The sequence below is a fragment of the Caproiciproducens puteiluti genome (genome assembly GCF_052442865.1).
Taxonomy (GTDB): Bacteria; Bacillota; Clostridia; order Oscillospirales; family Acutalibacteraceae; genus Caproiciproducens.
Map to the genome: position 1 here is coordinate 3,247,612 of NZ_CP194790.1, position 21,431 is coordinate 3,269,042.

Here is a 21,431-nt window from a genome sequence, read left to right on the forward strand (position 1 = left end):
GAATTGGAACTGTATATTTACAGCGAAACGCTGGAGCAGCAGGGTGTAATTGACAGCTTCTCTTCCCTGCGCTGGCGCCGCCGCTTTTTTGAACCGGGAGAATTCGAGCTGCATGTCCCGGCCACGCAGGAGAACCTTTCTCTCCTGCGTGCGGGCAATGTTTTGCACCATCTTGACCGACAGGAAGCGGGAATCATTGAGAGTGTAAAAATTTCGGAAAGCAGGGATGGAGGCAGCGAGATAGAGGCCGCCGGACGAATGGGTTCCTCTCTGCTGGATCAGCGAATCATCCTTCCGGCAATCAGCTTTTCCGGCACAGTGGAGGACGCCATGAGGAAGCTCGTTTCGGAAAATGCGATTGCCGCGCGCCCGATTCCATTCCTTACGCTTGGAGCGCAGCAGAGCTTTCCTTCCTCGTGCAGTTTTCAGGTCAGCGGTAAAAATGTTCTCTCCGCGCTGAAGGCTCTGTCAAAGTCGGCTCCGCTCGGCTTCCGGGTCAGGCTGGATATTCCGGATCAAAAGTGGGTGTTTGAAACCTATGACGGAAAAGATCATACCGTAGGACAACTGGATAACCCTTATGTTCTTTTCAGCGACGGATTCGGAAACATCCGGGAGCCAGGCTACACATTGGACACGACCGGATACAGAAACTTCGCCTATGTAGTCGCAGAAAGCGACGACGCCCGCACGATTGTTGAGGTGGACCAGACGGGCGGAGAAACCCGGCGGGAACTGTGGGTAGATGCCGGCGACATTCAAAAAAGCGATCTGACGGACGATGAATACAGGACACAGCTCATACAGCGGGGACTGGTTCAGCTGGCTGAAACCGCAAAAACGGAAAGCTTTGAGGCCGCGGCCGTCAACACGGAAAACTTTCAATACCTGACCGACTGGGACCTTGGCGATATCGTGAGCTTTGAAAAATGGGAACTGCGCCTTGACCAGAGAATTACCGAGGTTGAAGAAGTCTATGAAAACGGAGTCGAAACGATTACTCCGGTTTGCGGAACTCCGCTGCCGGAAACATTAAATTTAGGGAGTGATACATAATGGCTGAAAACAGTGGATTTTTTCGAAGTGTAAACGGCGACCGGAAATATTCCGTAAGCTTTTTGGCGAAATGGGCCGGATGCTTTGTTTCAAACGGCGTTTATAACGGTGAGCTGGCCGTTACTGCCGGTGAAAACATGCAGGTCGTCGTCCCGGCCGGCCGGGCGTGGTTGGGACCGAACGGCGAACGGTACAAATACGAAAACGACAGCGATAAAGCGCTTCCCATTGCCAACGCCGATGGCGTACTGGCCAGAAAGGATACCGTTGTTCTGCGCTGGGACGTCAATGAGCGTTCCATTACGGCACAGGTGCTGACCGGCGAATTTTCCAGCAATCCGGTTGCCCCCGCCATTTCACGTACCGCAGAGCAGTACGACCTGAAGCTGGCCGAAATTTACATTGCACCCGGTGCGACGGCAATCACCCAGGCGGTCATAACGGACACGCGATTGGACAGCGCGGTTTGCGGGATCGTGACAAGCATTGTAACACAGGTGGACACATCCACTTTCTACAATCAGATTCAGTCCGATCTGGCACAGTTCAAAGCAAAAAATCAAGCAGAGTTTACAACCTGGTTTCAAAGTATCCGTGACGTCCTTGACGAAAGCACGGCAGGCAATCTCCTCAACATGATTCAGACGCACGAAGCCGACACGGTAGCACACGTCACCCAGGAAGATCATGATAAGATCAGCGGGGCTGTTCAGTCCGCCACCCTCGGCGGCGCGGCGGTGACTAAGAGCGGAACGGAATTGCAGTTTCCAGCATGTGTTCAGGGTAATACAAAGGCTTGGGTCGCTACTGAGGTAGCAACGAGCAGCGATAATCTTCGTTTCTTTCTTACCATACCAAACTTTATATTTTCGGAGGGCTGCTCCGTCACCTTTAAAGCACCAGTTGCAACGGCCACTAATAATCCATGGTTGGGTATTGTAGTCAATGGTCAAGCTCTCTATCTTCTTCGAAACTTGTCTCATGAAAATTTGTCCGGTGACGAATGGGTAGCCGATACTTCTGTAACAGTAACTTTATCTACTGTGAATATTCCAAACGGAACCGGACAATCGGATAGTACAGCTTTTTTTAAAGGCGGCGCGGGGTCTATAGGAGAGATGTATGACTTTCCATTTTCCGTTCAAACTGCTGCGCCGACACCAATTAATGCAAGTCATATTTGGATTCATAGAGATGATAAGTTGCCATTTGTTATTGATGAGGCAGTTCGTGTAGGTGATTGGAGTAATGATAATCGGTATTTTGGGATTGTGGATACTACAGATAGCAACTATTTGTTCGCCCAATCATTAAAGACTTTAACGGACGGAACAAAAATTGCCGCTGTTAACAGGCATATGTCCCGGGATATTACACCTTGGCATGTATCAAGCAATTTTCAATTTGCTAAGAAAAATGGTATTGGTTATTATGCGGATAACTGGTCAAAATGGCCTCGTATTTACTCAAGAGTCAACGGCGTGGTGGACATGGAAGATGCCCAGAGATGGGACGGCTCTGCATGGCAATGGTTAAGCCAAAAAGGGCATTACCTAGCTTTTTCACCTGCTGCCCAAAATACATTTTTATATAATAGAACTGATGGTCTACTATCACAACATTCAAGTATATCTTCTGTAACTTCATCTTATGAACAAGCTTGTGTATTTAGTCCTGATGGAAATTATCTGTTTGTCGGAAAGGCCCAGAAAGTTTTAGTTTTTAAAAGAAATGGTGATATGTTTGATTTAAACACTACTATCACAGCTAATCTTAATCATGTTTTTAACATTAAAATTTCTCCCGACAGTAATTATGCTGCGATCTGTTGGGACTATTATTGCATGATTTGCAAAAAGCAAGCAGATGGAACATGGGCCACGTTGACTCAGCTTGGGAATCCAGACAATTATAATATATATGCCTGTTCATGGGATAACATAGGATCAAGATTAATTATTGCTTGGACACTAAACAGTTCAACTGTGCGTGTTAGATTATATACAAGAAGCATAGATACATTTACATATCAAGCAAATCTTAGTGTTCCTGGGAATAGCATTTGGGGTTTAGATTGGAAAGATAATATTATTGCTGTAGTTTCAAATACAGCACCATATGTATATCTATTGGTACTATCTTCTAATACAAGCGCAACCGTAATAACAGCAGATGCTCCAACAAATCAACCAAGTATCGGCACAAATCCTGTAATACTATCTGGAAATAGGATCTTTGTTATGTCTGGTGCTGGATATACATGTCGATATACTTACACAACTTCTACCCTTACAAATGCTGGTCAATCACCAAATTCTCATAATGGAGCTAGGGCTTTAGAAGTTACACCAGATGAAAAATATGCGTTTTCCCTTTCTTCTTATTATTTAGATATTTATTCAATCAGCGGAAATACAATGACACTTATCCAATCTATAGATATCTCTAATGCAGGGAATTATGCTTCCCAAATAGCAATCTTATAAAGGAGGTTCTTTAATGTATTATATTTATGACCAAAATAGTGTCATAGTGTCAAAATCCGAGACAATTCCGGAGATTGAAAACTATGGGATATCTGACATGGACCTTGATTTAACCGGTTATTATGAATACACTGTCTCATCCGTAGATAGTGATCATAAGATTCTTTACTACATGCAAAAAATAAAGCCAGTATCTCAGCTGCTGTATATCATCGGGAATTTACAGTCCGAGAATGATATCTTAGGCCAGACTTCCGCACAACTCCAACTGGACAATATGCAGCTTAACGCCACAGTGGACACGCTGGGCGCAATGGCCGCGCAATCCCAGCTTGATATTATGGGCTTGAAAGGAGGTGCATCCTGATGGCATTTTGGTCACTTGCTTTTACCCGCAAGTGGGTAACGATCGAACAGCTCCGGCAGGCCGTGAAGACGGACAGTAATCCTTACGGGCAGATTACGCCGGAAGAATTTCGGGCGATTACAGAAGAGGAATTTTGAATAAAGCGACCGGGGAGGAAATAAATTGTTTCCTCCCCGGTCGCTTTATTACGCCTATAGAATCCCCTGCAAGGTCAGCAATTTTACCAGTTTCAGCTTCCATTTTTTTGCTGAAATTAACCAAAGCTAATATTGACGGATCGCAAGTCGATCGTTATAATGTTTTACATAGAACTGTATGATATAAAACATATGATTCAAATCATATTAAGTTATAGAAAGGAAGTGCTGTATGGAAAAGATGAGGATTGGGCTGGAACTTCGCTCGCTGAACAATATGATCCGGCGCTATTTTGAATTTTCTTCCCATAAAAATGAAATCGAAACCATCACCGGAAACAACGGGTGGATTATCGGCTATCTTGCCGATAATCCAGACAAAGATATCTATCAGAAGGATTTGGAGGATCACTTTACCATCACCCGTTCCACAGCGTCGAAGGTACTCAGCCTGATGGAACAAAAGGGGCTGATTCAAAGGCAGGCGGTCGCGCAGGACGCGCGCCTGAAAAAGCTTGTCCTCACGGAAAAAGCATGGAAAATCAAAGGGCTCATGCGGGAGGATGCAGAGAGGATGGAACGGACACTGACAAACGGATTTACGGAGGAAGAAGTGGAAACGCTGTACTCTTACCTGCAGAGGATGAGGACAAATATATCCAATATGAATCCTGCTCTTTCCTGACATTTCAGTAAACGTTAAGGAGATTTTATATGATGAAAAAGCTTCTCTCCAGCGTGAGAGAATATAAGAAGAATACCCTGCTTGCCCCGGTATATGTGACCTTCGAGTCGATCCTTGAAATCGTCATCCCTACGCTGATGGCGTATCTGATCGACTACGGAATCAATCAGAAAAACATGCCCAATGTCCTGTGGATAGGGCTTGCACTGATTGTCTGCGCGATGATCTCGCTGCTGACCGGCGTTCTTGCCGGCCGCAGTGCGGCGGTCGCTTCTGCAGGCTTTGCAAAAAATTTACGCCGCGACATGTTCTATAACGTGCAGAAATTTTCTTTTTCCAATATTGATAAATTTTCAACCGCCAGTATCATCACACGGCTCACCACCGACGTTACCAATGTACAGAACGCTTATCAGATGCTGGTCCGTCTCGGGGTCCGCGCGCCCATGATGATCGTGTTCGCGTTGATTTTTTCTTTCCGGATCGACGTTCGCCTTTCCCTGATCTTTCTTGCGACGATCCCCGTGCTCGGCGTAGGACTCTGGCTGATCATCTCGCATGTTCACCCGGTTTTCGTGCGGGTATTCAACACCTACGACAAGCTGAACCGCATTGTTCAGGAAAATCTGCTCGGCATCCGGGTCGTCAAATCCTATATCCGCGAGGATCATGAAGAGGAGAAATTCGCGGACATTTCCCAGTCGATTTTTCAGGATTTCACCAAGGCGGAAAAAAGAATTGCGTTCAATATGCCGCTGATGCAGCTTTGTCTTTATGCCAGTATGCTCTTGCTTTCCTGGTTTGGCGCCAAAGAAATCATCGCCAGCGGCAACAATCCCGTAATCGGGCTTTCGACGGGAGAACTGGCCAGCCTGATCACCTACGCCCTGCAGATACTGATGAGCCTGATGATGCTTTCCATGGTGTTTGTCATGATCATCATTGCCCGCGCGTCGGCGGAACGTATTGTGGAAGTGCTGAATGAGGAAAGCGATCTGAAAAACGGGAAAAACCCGTTGTACACCGTACAGGACGGTTCCATCGTCTTTGAAAACGTCACTTTTACTTATTCCAGAAAGGCCGACAAGCCGGTCCTTGACGATATCAACCTGTCCATCGCATCGGGAGAAACGGTCGGTATTCTCGGCGGAACCGGTTCTTCAAAATCGAGCCTCGTTCAGCTGATTCCGCGCCTTTATGATGTCACGGCCGGGAAAGTAACCGTCGGCGGCGTCGACGTGCGGGATTACAATATTGAATCGCTCCGCAATCAGGTGGCGATGGTGCTGCAGAAAAACGTGCTTTTCTCCGGCACGATCAAAGAGAACCTTCGCTGGGGCAATGCAGACGCCACAGAGGAAGAAATGATCCATGCCTGCAGTCTTGCCCAGGCCGACGGCTTCATCCGGGAATTTCCGGATCAGTACGACACCTATATCGAGCAGGGCGGCACCAATGTGTCCGGCGGACAGAAGCAGCGGTTGTGCATTGCGCGGGCACTGCTGAAAAAGCCCAAAATTCTGATTCTGGACGATTCCACCAGCGCGGTCGACACCAAGACCGACGAATTGATCCGTCAGGCATTTCGGCAGGACATCCCGAACACGACGAAAATTATCATCGCACAGCGTGTTTCCTCTGTTCAGGACGCCGACAAGATCATTGTGCTCGACGACGGCAAAATCAATGCGGTCGGGACGCACGAGGAACTGCTCGGGACCTGTGCCATTTACAGGGAAGTCTACGAGTCTCAGAACAGAGGAGGTGCTCTCCATGAGTAAAATGCCGTCGAAAGAAAATCCGCAGGCACACGGCAAAGCGGCGGCGGGCGGAAGGCCCCCGATGCAGCGTTTTAAGCCGGGTACGATCAAAAGACTGTTCACCTATATGGCCGGCTACCGGATTCAGCTGATTCTCGTTTTTGTCTGTATCCTGATCAGCGCGGCCGCGGGCGCAGCATCCTCTTTGTTCCTTCAGACGCTGATCGACAAGTACATTATCCCTTTGCTGGGCCAGGCGTCCCCTTTCTTCACGGGCCTTTTCAAAGCGATTCTCTTAATGGGATCGATTTACATCATCGGCGTGCTGTCCACATTATTCTACAACCGGATGATGGTCATCATTGAGCAGGGCACGCTGAAAAGAATCCGCGATGAAATGTTCACGCATATGCAGAGCCTGCCGATCCGATATTTTGACACGCATACGCACGGTGATATCATGAGCCGTTATACCAACGATACCGACACGCTGCGCCAGGCGATCTCCCAAAGCCTGCCGCAGATGTTTGCGTCCCTCGTCTCCGTGGCGGCGGCGTTTTTCTCCATGCTTTATCTCAGCGTCGGCCTTACCGCTTTTGTCGCCGTGTTCGCCGTGATTCTGCTGAAGGTAATCAAAGCCCTGGTGGGAAGAAGCGGAGCCTTTTTCATGAAGCAGCAGCAGTCCCTGGGCGACGTCAACGGCTATATTGAAGAAATGATCAACGGCCAGAAAGTCGTAAAGGTCTTCTGTCACGAAGAAAAAACCGAGGAAGATTTCGATAAAAAGAATGAGGACCTCTGCTACTGCGCGACCGAGGCGAACAAGTACGGAAACATTACCATGCCGGTAGTCGGCAATATGGGATATATACTCTATGTGCTTCTTGCCGTCATCGGGGGTGCGGCGGGCATCGCGGGGATTCCCAACCTTAGCCTCACCGGGGTCCAGGCCCTGACGATCGGTACGATCGTATCCTTCCTTACCCTTTCCCGCAGCTTTATCAACCCGATCGGCCAGATTTCCATGCAGTTCAACATGGTGATCATGGCGCTCGCTGGCGCGTCAAGAATCTTTGACCTGATGGACGAGGAAAGCGAACAGGACGACGGATACGTTACCCTGGTCAATGCGAAAATAGAAAACGGCGAAATAAAAGAATGCAGGGAACGGACGGACACATGGGCCTGGAAGCATCCGCACAGCGACGGAGCGGTGACCTATACGCCGCTGCAGGGAGACATCCGCTTCAATGACGTGGACTTCGGCTACGACGAAAACAACGTCGTCCTGCACAACATCACGCTTTACGCGGAGCCGGGCCAAAAGGTCGCCTTTGTAGGAGCGACCGGCGCCGGAAAAACGACGATCACCAACCTAATCAACCGGTTCTACGACATTGCCGACGGGAAAATCCGGTATGACGGAATCAATATCAACAAAATCAGGAAAGCCGATCTCCGCCGGTCGCTCGGCATCGTTTTGCAGGACGTGAACCTCTTTACGGGAACGGTAATGGATAATATCCGTTACGGCAAGCTGGACGCGACGGACGAGGAATGCATCGCAGCCGCAAAGCTTTCAAACGCCGACGGATTTATCCGCATGCTTCCGCAAGGGTATCATACCGTGCTGGAAGGCGACGGCAGCGGCCTTTCGCAGGGGCAGCGACAGCTGATTTCCATTGCCCGCGCGGCGGTGGCCGACCCGCCCGTCATGATTCTTGACGAGGCGACCTCCTCCATCGACACCAGAACCGAAGCCATCGTACAAAAAGGCATGGATGCGCTGATGAAAGGCAGAACGGTGTTTGTCATTGCGCACCGCCTTTCCACCGTGCAGAATTCCGACGTCATTATGGTGCTGGAACACGGCCGCATCATTGAGCGCGGCAGCCACGAACAGCTGATCAGCGAAAAGGGGAAATACTATCAGCTCTACACCGGCGCGTTTGAACTGGAATAAACCCGGCCGTCCGGCTTGGCCGGCAGAGCGCACCGGTCAAGCCATACCAATATCGCTGAAACAACCGTAAAACTGGAGGATTGCACATGCTCAGCAATCACGGATTTGACCTTTGGTCGAATCGTTACGATGATTCTGTAAAGAGCGCAGAGGAAAGCAACCGGTATCCTTTTGCCGGGTATACGGCCCTAATGAACGCGATCTATGGAACGATCATGAATCAAGCCACTGCCAGGGTGTTGGACATCGGCTTCGGAACCGCCGCGCTGACTTCAAAACTGTACGATCACGGCAACATCATAACGGGAATCGATTTTTCAGCCGAGATGCTGAAAATTGCTCAGTCCCGGATGCCGGACGCAGATTTATTTCAGTGGGACTTTACACATGGGGTTCCGCCTGCTCTCAATCATCAGAAGTTTGATTTTATCGTTGCTACGTATGCCCTGCATCACCTTACGGACGAAGCCAAGGTCAATTTCATTGCCGAACTCCTTGATTTACTGGATACTCAGGCCTCCATTCTCATTGGGGACGTTTGCTTTTACACAAGAAACGACCTGCTTCTGTGCAAAGAGTCTTATGGCGACGATTGGGACGATGAAGAAATCTATTTTGTATTTTCGGAATTGAAAGATCAGCTTAGCACGGTCTGCAGCCTAAATTTTCATAAACTCTCATTTTGTTCGGGTATTATAGAAATTCAGAAAAATGTTTGATTTCCCTTTGCCTACAGCATTTCCAGTTAATTTTGCAACAAGGTCGTGTTCCTCCCCGCCTTCGGCGGGGGAGGAACGTGTTTTGTCTCGAAAACTGAAATGGAATTGCTATCGTTGCTCCTGCAGAAAGGAAAGCCCGTGAAACGACAGCCGCCGTCACCTGTGTACACAGGTGACGGCGGCTGTTTGCGCTCTTATAAAGATTACATTTTGTCGTGGCAGGTTCTCGCGATGACGTCGAGCTGCTGCTCTCTCGTCAGGTCGATGAATTTTACCGCGTATCCCGACACACGGATCGTAAAGTTTGCGTACTCCGGTTTCTCAGGATGTTCCATCGCGTCTTTCAGCTTTTCGGTGCCGAAGACGTTGACGTTCAGATGATGGGCGCCGCGGTCGAAATATCCGTCAAGAACATGCGCGAGAGTTTCGCTCTGCTCTCCCTCGGTATGCCCAAGAGCACCCGGACTGATGGTCTGCGTATTGGAAATGCCGTCGAGCGCATACTCGTAAGGCAGCTTTGCGACGGAGTTCAGGGAAGCGAGAAGCCCGTTCTTCTCCGCGCCGTAGGACGGATTCGCGCCCGGCGCCAGCGGCGTCCACGCCTGTCTTCCGTCCGGAAGCGTGCCGGTATTCTTGCCGTAAACAACATTGGATGTAATCGTAAGAATCGATGTCGTAGGCTCCGAATCACGATAGGTGTGATATTTTGTCAGCTTCTTCATGAAGGTCTTTAAAAGCCATACGGCAATGTCGTCCGCGCGGTCGTCGTCGTTTCCGTAACGCGGGAAATCGCCTTCGATCTGAAAGTCCACGGCCACGCCGTGCTCGTTGCGCACAGGGGTTACCTTTGCGTATTTCACGGCGGACAGGGAATCGACCACGTGGGAGAAGCCAGCAATACCGGTTGCGAAGGTTCTTCTCACGTCGGTATCGATCAGCGCCATTTCCGCCGCTTCGTAGTAATACTTGTCATGCATATACTGAATCAGGTTCAGGACATTGACGTAAAGCCCCGCAAGCCAATCCATCATGACGTCGTACTTCGCCATTACGTCCTCGTACTCGAGGACCGCGGAGGTGACGGGCTTGTAAGCGGGTCCCACCTGCATGCCGCTCTTTTCATCCACGCCTCCGTTAATGGCGTACAGCAGACACTTGGCAAGGTTTGCGCGCGCGCCGAAGAACTGCATTTCCTTACCGGTCTGTGTCGCGGATACGCAGCAGCAGATGCTGTAGTCGTCTCCCCAGATCGGGCGCATCACATCGTCGTTTTCATATTGGATGGAGCTTGTCTTTACAGAGATATAAGCCGCGTATTTCTTATAGCTTTCCGGCATCTTGGAAGAATACAGGACGGTCAGGTTCGGTTCCGGCGCGGGTCCCATATTCTCCAGCGTGTGAAGGAACCGATAATCGTTTTTGGTCACCATGTGGCGGCCGTCCATTCCAAGCCCCGCCGTTTCCAGCGTAGCCCAGACGGGGTCCCCGGAGAACAGCTGGTTGTAAGAGGGAATGCGGGCGAACTTCACCATTCTGAGCTTTAACACCAGATGGTCGATCAGCTCCTGCGCCTCCGCCTCGGTCAGCGTTCCTTCCTCCATATCGCGATGGATATAGATGTCAAGGAACGTGGACACGCGGCCGACGCTCATCGCCGCGCCGTTCTGGCTCCTGATTGCCGCCAGATACCCGAAGTACAGCCACTGGACGGCTTCTTTCGCGTTACCGGCCGGCTTTGAAATATCGAAGCCGTAGGCCGCCGCCATTTCCTTCATGTCCTTTAAGGCTCTGATCTGGTCGGAGAGTTCCTCTCTCTGGCGGATAATGTCGTCCGTCATGATACCGGACCCGCAGTAAGAAAGATCCTCTTTCTTCTTTTCAATCAGGTGATCGATGCCATAAAGGGCAACGCGGCGGTAGTCGCCGACGATGCGCCCGCGCCCGTAGGTATCCGGAAGCCCCGTGATGATTTTATTGTGGCGGGCCTTTTTCATTTCGGGCGTGTACGCGTCGAAAACCGCCTGATTGTGCGTCTTATGGTAATCCGTGAAAATCTTATGCAGTTCGGGAGCGGGTGTATAGCCGTAGGTGGTGCAGGCTTCCTCCGCCATCTTGATTCCGCCGTAGGGCATGAACGCCCTCTTCAGGGGTTTGTCCGTCTGCAGTCCCACGACCTTTTCAAGGCTCTTGTCCCCGCTGTCGATGTAGGCCGCACCGTAAGCGGTGATACCGGAGACGACCTTCGTCTCCATATCCAGTACGCCGTTGTTCGCCCTCTCCTGCTTCTGCAGCTCCTGTACCTTGCCCCAGAGCTTGTTCGTCGCATCCGTCGGTTCTGCCAGAAAACTCTGGTCTCCGTCATATTGTGTGTAATTGTCCTGAATGAAATCTCTCACATTGACGTCGTCCGTCCAATGCGAGCCTTTAAAGCTTCTCCATTCCTGTCTCATCGTATGACTCCTTTCTGAGATAACGCGCAGTCTTTTCTTCTGCTGCTCCGATGTTCTGACTATAGTTTAGCTGATTTGCTCTGCCGATTCCTTGATTGTAATCAACAATTCAGCATTTCATGCTGTCGGGTTCATCCGCTTGCGGCGCAGCGTTTCCCTGCGCATCCGAAGCACCGCTTTCCCCGCGAAGAATCCGTTCGGCATTTTTCACGCGCTCCGCGCCGGGCGATTCCACCCCTTCCAGAGAATACGGAATGCCAAGCTCTTTCCATTTGTATTGGCCCATGGCATGGTAAGGAAGCACCTCGATCTTCTCCACATTTTTAAGCGAAGCGATGAATTCCCGTGTTCTGCGCAGATAACCGTCATCGTCCGTAATTCCCGGAACAAGCACATACCGGATCCAGACAGGCTTGCCGATATCGGACAGATACCGGAACAGATCCAGGATATTCCCGTTCGGCTGTCCCGTCAGCTTTCGATGCTCCACCGGGTCGATATGCTTGATATCCATTAAAAGAAGGTCTGTATACCGCATCAGCTCCCGGAATTTTGAAAAAAACGGTTCCTCTCTCGTAAAAGGCTGCCCCGCCGTATCGATTACGGTATGGATTCCGCGCGCTTTGGCCTTCTGAAACAGCTCGAGAAGAAAATCGATCTGCAAAAAGGGTTCCCCGCCGCTGACGGTAATCCCGCCTTCCTTGCCCCAATAGCTGCGGTACCGCTCCGCCTGATCCAGCAGCTCGTCCGCCGTGCGCAGGTCGTTGGAACAAGGGTCCCATGTATCGACGTTATGGCAATAGCGGCAGCGCATCATACATCCCTTTAAAAAGATAAGAAAACGGACTCCCGGGCCGTCGACGGAACCGAAGGATTCTGTGGAATGGATTGCTCCTCTGATCATATGCCTCTTCCTTTCTGGTGCTTTCAGTATACTCCCGCTTATGTTCTTTTTCTTTGACCAGAATCAAGTTTCCAACGAGTGGATTCCTCAATCAGGGACCCGATTTTTCACCTTCTTATAGAATAAAAAATTATGATGCTCCCTCCCCGCCTGCGGCGGGGAGGGAGCATCATAAAATATCCGGAATTTTCTGTGGAATATCCGGCTGGGTTTTGGGGGTCACTTCACCGACTGGCTGGCTTCGTAAATCTTCTTCAGTCCGCTGCGGTCCGTGACCAGAATCTTCCCCTGACCGAGCCTTTGAATAAGACCCTCCTTTTCAAACCGGCTCAGGTTCCTGCTGACCGTCTCCGGACGCAGTCCAATGCTGGCGGCGATATCCTCCAGCTTCAGCTTGATCTCCGGTCCGACGCATCGAATGTCCCTGTCCAGCAAAAATCCCGCCAGCCGCACCTTCGGGTCACGGATGGAAAGCAGCAGCGCCTTTTCATTGGCGTCCTTTAACCGGAGGGAGAGAAGGGAAATCAGGTTCATCGCAATCCCCGGGCGATCGGCGAGAAGCTGTATAAATTCACTCTTTCTGATCTCACACAGTTCCACCTTTGACAGGCACACCGCCGAATACGGAAAAACGGCATTTTCGAGAAAAAGATTTTCCCATACGGCGTCCCCATCGTGAATGATATCAAGGATGTATTCGTTTCCGTCAGCGTCATATTTACAGAGCTTAATCCTTCCTTTCCGGATGATCAAAACAGAGTCGACTTTCTCCCCCGCCCGAAACAGGAAGCTTCCCTTTGCTTTGGTCGTCTGCACGGAGTGCTCCGTAAGGTTTTTCTGTATGTCTTTCGGGAGCGTACTGAACAGTGGGATCGTCGCCGTACATAAAAGACCGTTTTTACAGTTTAAGCATCCGGGCAGCGTTTTTTGATCCCCTTTTTCCATGACAATACCCTCTCCCATCCATTTCAATCTTTCAAGTATCTTTTTCTATATTTTATCATAACCCGATCATAAGGGAAAGGGCAAAGAAAGAAGATACCCGGGCGTGGTCAGTGAATTTCCCGAATCCCGGCCTGAATTCTTTTTGCCAGAAGGACCAAAACAAGGACGGCAACGGAAACGAGGGCGGTAAAACCGCCCGGAGCCACATTCAGGTAAAAAGAGACAAACAGCCCCAGCATAATATCGATCACGCTGAAAAGAATGGAAAACAGCAGGGTCGCTTTAAACCCTTTCCCCAGCTGCAGAGCGGTGGCAACCGGAAGCGCGATCATGGAGCTGAGCACCAGAACGCCCACGATCCGGATAGAAACGGAAATTGCGGAGGCCACAAGGATCGAAAACACATAATTGATCAGCTTCACCCTGACCCCCGCAACTTTTGCGGCTTCCTCGTCGTATGCGATGTAAAGCATCTGATGATACAGAAAAATAAGGGCCAGAACGGAAATGACACTGAGCACGACCACCATGATCATATCGAACCGGGTAACGGTAAGAATACTGCCGAACATAAAGGAATCCGCGTTGGCATGAAGCTTTCCGGAACTGATGATGGTGATCGCGGTGCCTACGCTTAACGCAAGCACAATGCTCAGGATCAAATCCGTATATTTTTTAAAATAGGTTCTCAGAAATTCGATCAGCGCGCCGCAGATGGAAGTAAAAACAAACGCTCCCAGAACGGGATTCTGGTTAAACATCAGCCCGATCGTAATCCCGGCCAGCGAAGCATGGGACAAGGTGTCCCCGATCATGGAGTAGCGCCGGAGGACCAGAAAAATTCCGATACAGGGGCATAAAACGGAAATAAATACCGAAACAAACAATGCGTTTTGCATAAAACTATAATTTAACATCTGCATCATCCTTATCATTTCTCTTTAAATATTCATCGGCATACTGTTTCGGGGAACAAAGATGCCCCTGGCCGTTGACCAGATGGTAAATCAGCGTGGAATTGGAAACGGCGGCATCCAGATTGTGTTCTACCGAAACAATCGTTATTTGATTCTCCCGGTTCATTTCCCTCAAAAAGCCATAAATTTCTTTTTGGCTGCCAATATCCACTCCGGTGGAAGGCTCGTCCAGAATCAGTAAATCGGGATCGCCTATTAAGGCTCTGGCAATCAGGATCTTCTGAGTTTGTCCGCCGGACAGCGTTCCCATTAAAGCGCCGGAAAACCCGGACATTCCAACTTTCTCCAGATTCTCCGTAAGGATATCTTTGTTTTTTATTTTCAAAAGCTTACGGTAGGAATTCAACATCTCATAAACGGTAATCGGAAAATTGGAGTTTGAAAAATCATTTTTCTGCGGCACATATCCAATTCTCCTGGCTTCCGAGGTAATGGTTCCTTCCGTCGGTTTTATGAATTTCAAAATCAGCCGCATCAGCGTGCTCTTCCCGCAGCCGTTTTCTCCCACTACGGAAACATATTCCCCCTGCCGTATATTCAGGTCGATCCCCTTGAGCACAAAAGGCGCGGCCCCCGTATACGAAAAAGACAAGTTCTCTGCTTTGATCATAATAATCCCCTTACTTCCTATTCAGCGTATCAATTAAAATTTACATTACAGCAATTTCATTTTCGTTTGCGAAACAAAACGCGTTTTCCTCCCCCGCCTTCGGCGGGGGAGGAACGCAGCCTTGTTGCAGAATCAACTGGAAATGCTGTAGAAATATTTTCAAGGAATTGCTTGACAAGTATTTTCTTCCGGATTATATTATAAATACAAATGAGTCGCATTTGCAAGTATTATTTTTTGGAGGTAACAAAAATGTTTAAACGGTATACGGCGCTCCTGCTCAGTGCAGCAGCCGTTATGAGCGTAGGCCTTTCGGCGTGCGCCAGCAACAATCCGGCGAGCGCGGGGGCGTCCGGCGCAGCCCCGGCTTCCAGTACGGCCGCGGAAGAAAACAAGGGCACAGACGGCAAAATAAAGGTTTCCGTAACTTTTAACGCCATGAAAGAGTTTACGGAAGCAGTCGGCAAAGACAAGGTGGACGTCGCCACGATTATCCCGGACGGAACAGAGCCGCATGATTTTGAGCCGAAAGCACAGGACCTTGTCGCCCTCAGCACAGCACAGGTTTTTGTATACAGCGGACTGGGCATGGAGGCCTGGGCGGAGGATGCGGTCAAATCCGCAAACAATCCGAATCTGATCACCGTGGAAGCTTCAAAGGGCGCGGATGCGATCAAAAACACGGATCCGGAAGAAATTGAGGAACACGGACAGTACGATCCCCATATTTGGCTGGGCCTGAAAGGCGCCGAAGTGGAAGTGAAAAACATTAAAGACGCGCTGGTCAAGGCCGACGGAGCCAACCAACAATATTATGAGAAAAATTATGATGATTTTATTTCCCAATTGGAAAGTCTTTATACAGAATACAATAAAAAATTCCAATCCGCGGAAAAAAAGAGCTTTGTTACGGGTCATGCCGCTTTCGGTTACCTCTGCCGTGATTTCGGGCTGGAGCAAAACAGCGTGGAAGACGTCTTCGCTGAGGGAGAACCCAGCGCACAGCAGTTGACGGAGCTTGTCAAATACTGCAAAGATAACAAGGTGACGACCATTTTTGCGGAAGAAATGGCAAGTCCGGACGTTTCAAAAACGTTGGCCAAGGAAGTTGGGGCGAATGTCGAAACCATTTATACCATTGAGGGCGGCGAAGACAACAAAACGTATCTGGAGCGGATCGAAAGCAATCTGAGTAAAATCTATTCCAGTCTGGAAAGCAAAGCCTGATTTCGGGAAGGTTATATGCCCTCGTAGCTTAACGCAAGAGTTTTTGGTATTTCCAAAGGTGTCGGTTGAACTCCGTCCCAGGGCAAAAACATGTAAAGTGAGGAAAACAGTATGTACGAAGACAAGGTGCTGGTTTGTCAGGATTGTGGGAAAGAGTTTACCTGGACAGCCGGGGAACAGGAATTTTATGCCGCTAAAGGTTTTGTAAACGAGCCGAGGCGCTGCCCCGAATGCAGGAAAAAACGCAAGGAGGGGCAGAAACCGGAAAGGGCAATGTATGACGCCGTATGTGCGTCTTGCGGAAAGCCTTGCAAAGTCCCCTTTAAGCCAACCGAGGGGCGTCCCGTATATTGCAGCGAATGCTTTGCAAAAATGAGAGAACAGGCGTGAAGCTTTTTGGATTTCAATATCAGGGAGGTTTGAATTGGCTAAAAAAGCGATTGTAATCAAACATCGGCGGCAGCAGCAAATGGTGCAGAAATACGCTGCGCTGCGCAGGGAACTGATTGAAAAAGGAGACCGCGCTGCGTTAGGCGAGCTGCCGCGCGACGCATCTCCGACACGGGTTCATAACCGCTGTTCCCTGACCGGCCGTCCGCACGGCTATCTGCGGAAATTCGGAGTGTCCCGTATTGTATTTCGTGAACTGGCGCACCGCGGGCAAATTCCCGGCGTCAGGAAAGCAAGCTGGTAGAGGTTGGGAAAGACGGTGAAAAAACATGCGGGTAAAAATCACATTAGCCTGTACGGAAACAGGGGATCGGAACTACACGACAACAAAAAACAAGAAGACCCACCCGGAACGAATGGAAATGATGAAGTATTGTCCCCGGCTGCGCAAGCATACACTGCACAGGGAAACAAAATAAAAGGATAACATCGAACCTGCCCCCTATCGTAGGATATTGAGCTACGGCAGGGGGCAGGTCTTATCCCAAGCAAAACGAACGCTTTCCTTCTTTACAAATTGTGCTATAATAAAGTTGCCAGGACCCCTCTCCCCTTACAACTCCGTCGGCGGTCCCTTAGGCCTTTTGATAATTGGTTGGCCGGAGCAATCTGCTGTCATATAACCTATGCGAATTAGGATCATTTGCATGAATCAGGAGTGATATTATGAAAAATAATACTGATCACCGCGCGGATCTCAGGCAAAAGGGATTAAAAAACACGAAGCGCAGGATGGCTATTCTGGAAATATTAGAAAAACAGACCCAGCCTGTGGCAGCGGAACAAATATTTATGGAGTTGAACCGTTACGACCTTTCGACCAGCATGTCGACGGTTTACAGGGAACTGGACAGTTTAGTGAACAACAATTTAGCCCTCAAAATAAAGATAAACGAAAGCAACAAAGCGCTTTATGAATATAACAGGATGATACACAAGCATTATTTAGTGTGCCTGGGCTGTAAAAAAATGATTTCTCTTGATATGTGTCCCCTGAAGACCTATGAGGAAAAGCTGCAGGAGCAAACCCATTTTATCATTACCGATCACAAGCTGAATATATACGGCTATTGCCCTGAATGTCAGGCGAAAGGGCTGCCCCCAAAAGCTTAAATTCCGTCCTCAATATGCGGATGATAAAAAACGCCGCCTTATCCCACCACAACGGGGAAGGGCGGTGTTTCTATTCAATGGAGTCCGCCCTCAGCGGAGGATTCTGAAAGACTTCTCCTCCGGCTCAGTCGGAAGATCCTTAGAATCGATATGATCAATGGTAATATAATAACCTTTTTGCAGCATTTTCAGCATGGCGTTGACTTCATGCCGTTCCCCCTGAACCTCTGCAGTCACGCTGCCGTCGAATTCATTGCGCACCCATCCGGTAAGCCCGAGCAGCTGTGCCGCCTGACAGGCTCTGAAACGGAAGCCGACCCCCTGTACGCATCCGGTAAAAGCGTATCGCACTCTTATTTTCATACGGACCTCTTTAACGAGCATCATCCAGAAAATGCCGAAGCTGTTCTTTGGAAACGCCGACATTCTCAACAGCGTCAATTTTCCGGCTTTCCATCCGGTACGCCGGAACAACCCATACGCCGGAACGTTCGAAGGCAAGTTCATTTGCCTCCGCCAGCGCCCTGCGGTAAATCCCCTGGCGCAGCGCCAGCTGAAAAGCATCGGCATCCACTAAATCACGCACAAAGTCAGAAAGCGCGTCAATGCTTTCGACATCGACATGCTCTTTCAGAGCGGCCCGGTACATACGGTCATGATAGGCCCAAACGTCAACGCCGTTTTCCACGGCAAAGAAATAGCCTTGTATGCACAGATCGCTATGCGGGCCGTACCGGTCCGGTCTGGGGTGAGATTCACAGGGACGCCAAACTATGTCGACATCCGGATAATCCGGCATGAGTTCGGTCAAATACCCGTGCGCTTGAAGACAATAAGGGCAGGCATAATCAAAAAAGACTTCTAATTCCTGTTTCATTTTGATCACCATATCTGAATCTTTCCTGTTGCAGATAAACAAGGATTCTATCTGACATAATTTGACTCTATTATACTGCAGATACCGAATATAAACAATAAACAGATGGATAAAAAATGAGCTTGCGGTCTTTTATGAATCCACAGGCTCATTCCTATTACTGATTCCCCTGCGAAGGGAGAGTCCGTATTCTCCGGCTGTGAAACGTTGACATTGATGAAGAGGCTTCGTTTCTGCTGTCCCGGAACAGTCCGGACAGCTATACAACAACGCAGTGCTTTTCTCCGTCGTCCACTAACAGGACTCTGTTTCCCTGAATCAGCCTGCCGTCCACGGTGACGGCTTCCGTTGTCAGCGTTCCCTTGCTTCTGCTTTCCACCCTGATTTCATAGAGGGACCTCCCATATTTGTATTCAACGGAAAAGTCCCCGAAACCTGCGGGTGTCGCCGGATCAATCACCAGCTCATTTCCTTCTTTCCGGATGCCCAGAAACCAGTTTAACAACCCCTGATACATCCATCCAGCGGAACCGGTATACCAGCTCCACCCGCCTCTTCCGGTATAGGGCGGGCTGAGGGAGATATCCGCCGTCATGACATACGGTTCCTTCTCGTACCTGAGCGCGTCCTTCCTGTTTTGCGTAACGTAAATCGGGTTGAGCATGGTGAACAGGGTTTTCGCCATGTTACAGTCGGGCAGCATCGACGCGGCGATCGCCAGCCAGACCGCCGCATGGGTGTACTGGCCCCCGTTTTCCCGTATGCCGGGGATATAATTTTTGATATAGCCCGGGTTTTTGGCCGTCTTGTTAAAGGGAGGCGCCAGAAGCAGGGAAAGGGCTTCCTCCTCCCGTACCAGATAACGCCATGCCGACTGCATCGCTGTTTTCGCGCGTTCTTTTTTCGCGCCCTTGGATATCACGCTCCAGGACTGGCTGATGGAATCGATCCTGCACTCGTCGTTTTCCTTGGAGCCCAGCTTCGTGCCGTCGTCGTAAAAGGCCCGAAGATACCACTCCCCATCCCAAGCGTGCTCTTCAATGCTTTGCAGCAGCCTTTCCCGTTTCTGCTCCAATTCCCGGCCGTAGGCCCCGTCGCCTGTCTGGCCGCACAAAGGAAGGAAGTCCCCCAGCACGGTATACAAAAACCACGCCAGCCAGACGCTTTCCCCTTTCCCCTGCGCTCCGACCTCGTTCATGCCGTCGTTCCAGTCGCCTCCCCCCATGAGAGGAAGCCCGTGTTCCCCGAATCGGGTCCGCTCAACGGCCCTTTTGCAATGCTCATAAACACTTCCGGAACGTTCGGATATTTCAGGGGTAAACATGGCATCCTGCTGGCCCTCCCGAAGCGCCGGGCCCCTGATGTAAGGTACCTGCTCGTTTAAAATCGAGGCGTCTCCGGTACTTCGGACATAGGCGGCGGTGCAATAGGGCAGCCACAGCAGATCGTCGGTGATTCTCGTTCTTACCCCGATCCCCATCGGAGGATGCCACCAGTGCTGGACATCCCCTTCTTCAAACTGCCTGCTGCAGGCAATCAGAATCTGCCTGCGCAGAATACCGGGATCGGCCAAAAGAAGCGAAAGGGAATCCTGAAGCTGGTCCCGGAATCCATAGGCTCCCCCGCACTGATAAAAGCCCGCTCTCGCTTGAATGCGGCAGGACAGCGTTTGATAGAGCAGCCAGCCGTTCACCAGGATATCGACCGCCCTGTCTTTCGTCTTCACCTGCACGGTCCCCAACAACCCGTCCCAATAGGCTTTCACCCGGTCAAGCTCCTTGATGGCGGCGGCGGTGTCCCTGTACTTGTTTCTGATTTCGTATATCCCGTTCAGGCTGCCGCCCTGCCCGAGCCCGAACAGCACCGTCCTGCTCTCCTGCGGCTGGATTGCGACGGATACCTGAATTGCTCCGCAGGGATCGTAGCATACCCCCGTATGGCAGGACAGCTTGACTTCCGCTCCCCGCGGTTCCCGGATGCCGCCCCTTTTCCCCAGAAACTCCTGCCTGTCGCCGGTATAGCCGACGATTGTCTCGCTGGAGAACAGATAGGAATAGACGTTTGGAAAGTTCATGGTATAGATGTTCTTCGCACAGAGACATTCGTGCTCATTGTCATAAGAGGTCAGAAGATAGGGATTGGTCTGCTCCCAGTGCGTGCCCATCACCCATTCCACATAATAGGTCAGGCTCAGATACTTCACTTTATCCGAGCGGTTCGTCAGCTTCAGGTTCCATAGCTTCAATGATTCCTCCAAAGGGGTAAAAACCGTCAGCTCCTGATCAACGAGCGCTTCCTCATGCAGGAACCTGCTGTATCCAAAGCCATGCCTTACCCGGTAAACGCCCCGGTCGGACCTTCCGAGGGACATGGGAGTCATGACCTCTCCGGTGATTTCATCCAAAATATAGATCGCCTCGGAGGCTCTGTCGCTTACGGGATCGTTGGACCAGGGAGTAAGCTTATTTTCCCTGCTGTTGACACTCCAGGTAGAGCCCGCGCCCGATTCCGATATCTGGAATCCGAAGTTCTTGTTTGAGACAACGTTAATCCAGGGTGCCGGCGGCCTGTTATCACCCTCCAGCAGGATTTCATATTCTCTGCCCCCACAGGCAAATGCCCCGAAGCCGTTAAAAAATTCATGATTCTCTGTTTCTTTCTCCTGTGCTGTTGGCGCATATGCTGTGTCCAAAGCCTCTTCCTCC

At 50.1% G+C, this 21,431-nt stretch carries 21 protein-coding genes; 13 read left to right on the plus strand and 8 right to left on the minus strand.

The window, feature by feature from the left end; all coding sequences use genetic code 11:
• Positions 1–3: 3 nt before the first annotated feature.
• From ACRQU7_RS15765 to ACRQU7_RS15800, 8 genes are all read left to right on the plus strand, one after another.
• On the plus strand, positions 4–1,056 hold the full coding sequence (locus tag ACRQU7_RS15765) for a siphovirus ReqiPepy6 Gp37-like family protein (RefSeq protein WP_444641704.1): 1,053 nt from the start codon (positions 4–6) through the stop codon (positions 1,054–1,056).
• On the plus strand, positions 1,056–3,542 hold the full coding sequence (locus ACRQU7_RS15770) for a hypothetical protein (RefSeq protein ID WP_444641705.1): 2,487 nt from the start codon (positions 1,056–1,058) through the stop codon (positions 3,540–3,542). Before ACRQU7_RS15765 ends, ACRQU7_RS15770 begins: the two co-directional genes overlap by 1 nt.
• A 13-nt stretch (positions 3,543–3,555) precedes the next feature.
• Positions 3,556–3,909, plus strand: a complete 354-nt coding sequence (locus ACRQU7_RS15775; protein WP_444641706.1) for a hypothetical protein — start codon at positions 3,556–3,558, stop codon at positions 3,907–3,909.
• Positions 3,909–4,046 (plus strand): XkdX family protein, encoded by a 138-nt coding sequence (locus tag ACRQU7_RS15780; RefSeq protein ID WP_444641708.1) that lies wholly within the window; start codon positions 3,909–3,911, stop codon positions 4,044–4,046. The genes ACRQU7_RS15775 and ACRQU7_RS15780 overlap by 1 nt, the downstream gene beginning before the upstream one ends.
• A 232-nt stretch (positions 4,047–4,278) precedes the next feature.
• On the plus strand, positions 4,279–4,731 hold the full coding sequence (locus ACRQU7_RS15785) for a MarR family winged helix-turn-helix transcriptional regulator (RefSeq protein WP_444641710.1): 453 nt from the start codon (positions 4,279–4,281) through the stop codon (positions 4,729–4,731).
• Between the two features lie 29 nt (positions 4,732–4,760).
• Positions 4,761–6,512, plus strand: coding sequence for an ABC transporter ATP-binding protein (locus ACRQU7_RS15790; RefSeq protein ID WP_444641712.1), 1,752 nt, complete (start codon positions 4,761–4,763; stop codon positions 6,510–6,512).
• A complete protein-coding gene (locus tag ACRQU7_RS15795) occupies positions 6,505–8,454 on the plus strand; it encodes an ABC transporter ATP-binding protein (protein ID WP_444641714.1) in 1,950 nt (649 codons plus the stop codon). The genes ACRQU7_RS15790 and ACRQU7_RS15795 overlap by 8 nt, the downstream gene beginning before the upstream one ends.
• Positions 8,455–8,540: 86 nt before the next feature.
• Positions 8,541–9,173: a class I SAM-dependent methyltransferase gene (locus ACRQU7_RS15800; protein WP_444641716.1), complete on the plus strand. Its 633-nt coding sequence runs from the start codon at positions 8,541–8,543 to the stop codon at positions 9,171–9,173.
• Between the two features lie 203 nt (positions 9,174–9,376).
• Here ACRQU7_RS15800 and pflB read toward each other — a convergent pair whose 3' ends face one another.
• The 5 genes from pflB to ACRQU7_RS15825 all read right to left on the minus strand — a co-directional run bounded on the left by pflB (position 9,377) and on the right by ACRQU7_RS15825 (position 15,059).
• On the minus strand, positions 9,377–11,623 hold the full coding sequence (pflB, locus tag ACRQU7_RS15805) for a formate C-acetyltransferase (protein ID WP_444641718.1): 2,247 nt from the start codon (positions 11,621–11,623) through the stop codon (positions 9,377–9,379).
• A gap of 109 nt (positions 11,624–11,732) precedes the next feature.
• Positions 11,733–12,527, minus strand: coding sequence for a pyruvate formate-lyase-activating protein (pflA, locus tag ACRQU7_RS15810; protein ID WP_444641720.1), 795 nt, complete (start codon positions 12,525–12,527; stop codon positions 11,733–11,735).
• A 219-nt stretch (positions 12,528–12,746) separates the two neighbouring features.
• The gene (locus ACRQU7_RS15815) at positions 12,747–13,472 is read right to left on the minus strand and encodes a cyclic nucleotide-binding domain-containing protein (protein ID WP_038325698.1); all 726 of its coding nucleotides are present in this window, start codon (positions 13,470–13,472) and stop codon (positions 12,747–12,749) included.
• A 107-nt stretch (positions 13,473–13,579) separates the two neighbouring features.
• Entirely contained in the window at positions 13,580–14,389 is an 810-nt protein-coding gene (locus ACRQU7_RS15820) for a metal ABC transporter permease (protein ID WP_038325699.1), read from the minus strand.
• Positions 14,376–15,059 carry a metal ABC transporter ATP-binding protein gene (locus ACRQU7_RS15825; RefSeq protein ID WP_038325700.1) on the minus strand — a complete coding sequence of 228 codons (684 nt, stop codon included), beginning with the start codon at positions 15,057–15,059 and terminating at the stop codon, positions 14,376–14,378. The genes ACRQU7_RS15820 and ACRQU7_RS15825 overlap by 14 nt, the downstream gene beginning before the upstream one ends.
• 252 nt (positions 15,060–15,311) lie before the next feature.
• On the opposite strand from ACRQU7_RS15825, the gene ACRQU7_RS15830 reads away from it, so the two are divergent.
• From ACRQU7_RS15830 to ACRQU7_RS15850, 5 genes are all read left to right on the plus strand, one after another.
• Positions 15,312–16,286, plus strand: a complete 975-nt coding sequence (locus tag ACRQU7_RS15830) for a metal ABC transporter substrate-binding protein (RefSeq protein WP_444641724.1) — start codon at positions 15,312–15,314, stop codon at positions 16,284–16,286.
• Between the two features lie 111 nt (positions 16,287–16,397).
• On the plus strand, positions 16,398–16,676 hold the full coding sequence (locus ACRQU7_RS15835; protein ID WP_038325702.1) for a zinc-ribbon domain containing protein: 279 nt from the start codon (positions 16,398–16,400) through the stop codon (positions 16,674–16,676).
• 34 nt (positions 16,677–16,710) lie between these two features.
• Positions 16,711–16,980 (plus strand): 30S ribosomal protein S14, encoded by a 270-nt coding sequence (gene rpsN, locus ACRQU7_RS15840; RefSeq protein WP_141826191.1) that lies wholly within the window; start codon positions 16,711–16,713, stop codon positions 16,978–16,980.
• A gap of 25 nt (positions 16,981–17,005) precedes the next feature.
• Positions 17,006–17,155 carry a 50S ribosomal protein L33 gene (gene rpmG, locus ACRQU7_RS15845; RefSeq protein WP_081928380.1) on the plus strand — a complete coding sequence of 50 codons (150 nt, stop codon included), beginning with the start codon at positions 17,006–17,008 and terminating at the stop codon, positions 17,153–17,155.
• A 247-nt stretch (positions 17,156–17,402) separates the two neighbouring features.
• The gene (locus ACRQU7_RS15850) at positions 17,403–17,849 is read left to right on the plus strand and encodes a Fur family transcriptional regulator (RefSeq protein ID WP_444641727.1); all 447 of its coding nucleotides are present in this window, start codon (positions 17,403–17,405) and stop codon (positions 17,847–17,849) included.
• A 90-nt stretch (positions 17,850–17,939) separates the two neighbouring features.
• Here the strand turns inward: ACRQU7_RS15850 and ACRQU7_RS15855 are convergent, their stop codons facing one another.
• The 3 genes from ACRQU7_RS15855 to ACRQU7_RS15865 form a co-directional block, all read right to left on the minus strand.
• Positions 17,940–18,212, minus strand: a complete 273-nt coding sequence (locus ACRQU7_RS15855) for an acylphosphatase (RefSeq protein ID WP_444641729.1) — start codon at positions 18,210–18,212, stop codon at positions 17,940–17,942.
• Between the two features lie 10 nt (positions 18,213–18,222).
• Positions 18,223–18,726, minus strand: a complete 504-nt coding sequence (locus ACRQU7_RS15860; RefSeq protein WP_444641731.1) for a DsbA family protein — start codon at positions 18,724–18,726, stop codon at positions 18,223–18,225.
• 259 nt (positions 18,727–18,985) lie between these two features.
• Positions 18,986–21,418, minus strand: a complete 2,433-nt coding sequence (locus ACRQU7_RS15865; protein ID WP_444641733.1) for a GH36-type glycosyl hydrolase domain-containing protein — start codon at positions 21,416–21,418, stop codon at positions 18,986–18,988.
• Between the last annotated feature and the right edge of the window lie 13 nt (positions 21,419–21,431).